This window comes from Agromyces binzhouensis (assembly GCF_004135055.1).
In the GTDB taxonomy this organism is placed as follows: Bacteria; Actinomycetota; Actinomycetes; order Actinomycetales; family Microbacteriaceae; genus Agromyces; species Agromyces binzhouensis.
Genome location: NZ_SDPL01000290.1, coordinates 1 through 4,038, shown reverse-complemented (window position 1 = coordinate 4,038; position 4,038 = coordinate 1). Strand labels below are relative to the sequence as shown.

At 71.3% G+C, this 4,038-nt stretch carries 5 protein-coding genes; all 5 read left to right on the top strand.

All coding sequences use genetic code 11. The features are described 5' to 3' along the window. The first annotated feature begins 95 nt into the window (after positions 1-95). Positions 96-560 (top strand): RidA family protein, encoded by a 465-nt coding sequence (locus tag ESO86_RS12735; RefSeq protein ID WP_129235362.1) that lies wholly within the window; start codon positions 96-98, stop codon positions 558-560. Further along, a complete protein-coding gene (locus ESO86_RS12730) occupies positions 557-1,081 on the top strand; it encodes a 3-hydroxyanthranilate 3,4-dioxygenase (RefSeq protein ID WP_129235361.1) in 525 nt (174 codons plus the stop codon). Before ESO86_RS12735 ends, ESO86_RS12730 begins: the two co-directional genes overlap by 4 nt. A gap of 4 nt (positions 1,082-1,085) precedes the next feature. Beyond that, positions 1,086-2,078, top strand: coding sequence for an amidohydrolase family protein (locus tag ESO86_RS12725; RefSeq protein WP_129235360.1), 993 nt, complete (start codon positions 1,086-1,088; stop codon positions 2,076-2,078). Between the two features lie 32 nt (positions 2,079-2,110). Further along, the gene (kynU, locus tag ESO86_RS12720; protein WP_129235359.1) at positions 2,111-3,394 is read left to right on the top strand and encodes a kynureninase; all 1,284 of its coding nucleotides are present in this window, start codon (positions 2,111-2,113) and stop codon (positions 3,392-3,394) included. Between the two features lie 82 nt (positions 3,395-3,476). After that, positions 3,477-4,038: PucR family transcriptional regulator ligand-binding domain-containing protein (locus ESO86_RS12715; protein WP_207207120.1), on the top strand; the 562-nt coding region annotated here is incomplete at its 3' end.

Genomic DNA, 4,038 nt, shown 5'->3' with positions numbered 1-4,038 from the left:
ACCGCCGCCGTGCCGGCGCCCGCGCGGGGCTCCGTCGCGGCAGAGGTGGCCGGGCTCGGGCGGGTCTCGGTGCGCGTGGACGAGGAGGAGACGCGATGACCGCCGACGCCATCACCGTGGACGGGAAGGCGACGCCCCGCGGACGCTTCCCGCACGCCAGGCTCGCCGGCGGCTTCGTGTTCGTCTCCGGCACGAGCAGCCGCCGCCCCGACAACACGATCGAGGGCGCCGAGGCCGACGAGTTCGGCGCGACGAGGCTCGACGCGGCGACGCAGACCCGCGCGGTCCTCGAGAACATCCGAGGCATCCTCGCCGAGGCGGGGTGCGGGCTCGGCGACCTCGTGCAGGCGACGGCCTACCTCGTCGACATGAACGACTTCGCCGCGTACAACGCCGTCTGGGCGGAGTACTTCGACGAATCCGGACCGGCCCGGACCACGGTCGCGGTGCATGCGCTCCCGCATCCGCACCTGCGCATCGAGATCCAGGCCGTCGCCCGTCACCCGGTCGGCGACGAGGCCGAACGAACCACCACCACCACCACCGAGGAGGAACCGTGACCACCATCCCACCCGTCATCGACTTCGCCGCCTGGATCCGCGAGCACGAGCACCTGCTCAAGCCGCCGGTCAACAACAAGCAGGCATGGGAGCCGATGGGCGACTTCATCGTGCAGGTCGTCGGCGGTCCGAACCAGCGCACCGACTTCCACTTCGACCCGTACGAGGAGTGGTTCTACCAGTACCGCGGGAACATGCACGTCAACATCCAGACCGACGAGGGCCTGCAGCGGATCGACATCCGCGAGGGCGAGATGTGGCTGCTCCCCGGCAACGTGTACCACTCCCCCCAGCGTCCCGAGGCCGGCTCGATCGGCATCGTGATCGAGCGCATCCGCGAGGAGGGCACGCTCGAGAGGTTCGCCTGGTTCTGCCCGAACTGCGACACGAAGGTGCACGAGGTCGAGCTGCAGGTGCGAGACATCGTCGAGGACCTTCCGCCCGTCTTCCGCGACTTCTACGAGAGCGAGGAGGGCCGCACGTGCCCGAAGTGCGGCACCGTCCACCCGGGCAAGGGCTGACCGGGTGGGGTCGATCGACGTCCACACGCACTTCGTGCCGAACGGCTGGCCCGACCTGACCGCCCGCGTCGGGCCGGGCACCTGGCCGTCGTTGCGCGTGGACTCCGAGCGCGAGGCCATGATCCTCGTCGGCTCGAGCGAGTTCCGTCGGATCGAGGCGAACTGCTGGGACGCCGGGGCGCGCCTGGCGGACATGGATCGCGACGGCGTGGACATCCAGGTCATCTCGCCGACGCCCGTCTTCTTCTCGTACGACCAGCCGGGCGATCGCGCTGCCGCGGTGGCCCGGATCTTCAACGACCTCGCGCTCGAGGTCTGCGCACCGGCGCCCGAACGCCTGGTCCCGTTCGCGCAGGTGCCGCTGCAGGACCCGGACGCCGCGTGCGCCGAGATCGACCGCGCGATCGAGTCGGGGCACCGCGGCATCGAGATCGGGAACCACGTGGGCGATCGCGATCTCGACGACGAGGGCATCGTCACGGTCCTGCAGCACTGTGCGGCGCAGGGCGTGCCGGTGTTCGTGCACCCGTGGGACATGCCCGAGTCGCCCCGACTCGACCGATGGATGGCCCGCTGGCTGACGGGGATGCCGGCCGAGACCCACCTGTCGATCATCGCGATGATCCTCGGCGGCGTGTTCGATCGCGTCCCGCCGTCGTTGCGCATCGCCTTCGCGCACGGCGGAGGCTCCTTCGCGTTCTGGCTCGGTCGCTTCGAGAACGCGTGGCATCGCCGACCGGACCTCGTCGGCGTCAGCGACCTGCCGCCGTCCGCGTACCTCGAGCGCTTCAGCGTCGACTCCGTCGTCTTCGATCCGGCGGCGCTGCACCTGCTGGTCGAGACACTCGGCGCGTCGCAGGTGATGCTCGGCAGCGACTACCCCTACCCGCTGGGCGAGTCCCCCGTCGGCGACGTCGTCGCGCGCTCGGATCGCCTCGACGATGCCGAGCGGGCCGCGATCCTCCACGACAACGCGCGGCGCTTCCTCGCGCTGTGACCACGCAGACCGACCCGAGAGGCGGACCGATCATGCTGCACCCGGACTCGACGGCCCCCGGCCCGACGACGATCGACCGCGCGACGTGCGAGTCGCTCGACGCGGCCGACCCGCTGGCACCGTTCCGCGAGCGATTCGACCTCCCCGACGGGATCGTCTACCTCGACGGCAACTCGCTCGGCGCGCTGCCCCGCGCCACGCGGGCGCACGTCGACCGGGTCATCGCGGAGGAGTGGGGCATCGGCCTGATCCGGAGTTGGAACGACGCCGGATGGTTCGCCAAGCCGCAATCGGTCGGGGACCGCATCGCTCCGCTCATCGGCGCGGCGGAGGGCGAAGTCGTGCTCGGGGACTCGACCTCGGGGAGCCTGTTCCAGGTGGTCACGGCGGCCGCACGCCTCCGACCCGACCGGAACGTGATCGTGGCCGAGCACGGCAGCTTCCCCACCGACCTCTACGTGATCGAAGCCGTCCAGTCGATGGCGGGCGGCGCGACGCCGCTCGAGCGTCGGCTCGTGCGCGACGGGGGTCCGGCGCTCGACGAGCTGCTCGGCGACGACGTCGCCGTCGTCGTGCTCACGCACGTCGACTACCGGACCGGGCGGATGCACGATCTCGCCGAGGTCACGGCGCGCGTGCACGAGGCGGGCGCGATCATGGTCTGGGACCTCTGCCACAGCGCGGGCGCGGTGCCGATCGACCTCGGGGCGGCCGGCGCGGACTTCGCGGTCGGATGCACGTACAAGTACCTGAACGGAGGGCCCGGATCGCCGTCGTTCATGTGGGCCGCATCACGGCACCATGAGGCGGCGAGGCCCGCGGTGACGGGTTGGCACGGGCATGCCAGGCCGTTCGACTTCGAGATCGGATACGAGCCGATGAGCGGGATCGGCCGGTTCCGGGTGGGCACGCCGCAACTGCTCTCGCTCGCCGCGCTCGAGGCGAGCCTGGACATCTGGGCCGAGGTGGACATGTCGCTCGTGCGGGAGAAGAGCCTCAGGCTCACCGAGCTCTTCATGGCGCTCGTGGACCGCAGGCTCGGCGCGTGGCCGATCGAGGTGGTGACGCCACGGCGATCGACGCGGCGCGGGAGCCAGGTCGCCCTGCGCCATGAGGACGGCTACGCGGTCATGCAGGCGCTCATCGAGCGCGGAGTGATCGGTGATTTCCGGGCGCCGGACCTCATGCGGTTCGGGTTCACCCCGCTCTACGTCACGCATGCTGACGTGTGGGATGCGGTCGAGTCGCTCCACGACGTGCTGGAGAGCGAGGTCTGGCGCGAGCCACGGTTCGCGCACCGAAGCGCCGTCACCTGAGGGCGCGTCGAATCACCGGGCTGTACACTCGGCGCTGAGTGTTCGACTCGACGTACATTCTCGACCGAGGCGAGGATCACCGATGAAGCCCACCGTGCGCACCCTGCTCGGCCGAGACGACCTCGCGCTCACGCTGCTGACCGACGCGGCGTCGCTGCCGGCGCATGCCCTCGACGCCGCCGTGCCCTGGGTCCACAGCTCCGACCTCGCCGATCCGGCGCCGTTCATCGAGCCCGGGCAGGTCCTGCTCACGACCGGCACCCAGTTCGGCGCAGACAGCGGCAGCGACGACCCGGCCGGTTTCGACGCGTACGTCGCGCGTCTCGCGGGCGCCGGGGTCTCGGCCCTCGGCTTCGGCACGGAGGTCGTCCGCGACGGCACGCCCGCACTCCTCGTCGAGGCCTGCGCACGCCATGGCGTGCCCCTCTTCGAGGTCCCGTACCGCACCCCGTTCATCCGCGTCGCGCGCACGATCGCCGAACTCAACGCCGCCGACGCGAACGCCCGCCAGGCCTGGGCGCTCCAGGCGCAGCGCGCGATCTCGCTCGCCGCGCTCCGGCCCGACGGCCTGGGGGCGACGCTCAGCGAGCTGAGCAACCGCCTCGGCACGTGGGTCGGGCTGGTGGATGCCGCGGGCGCACTCG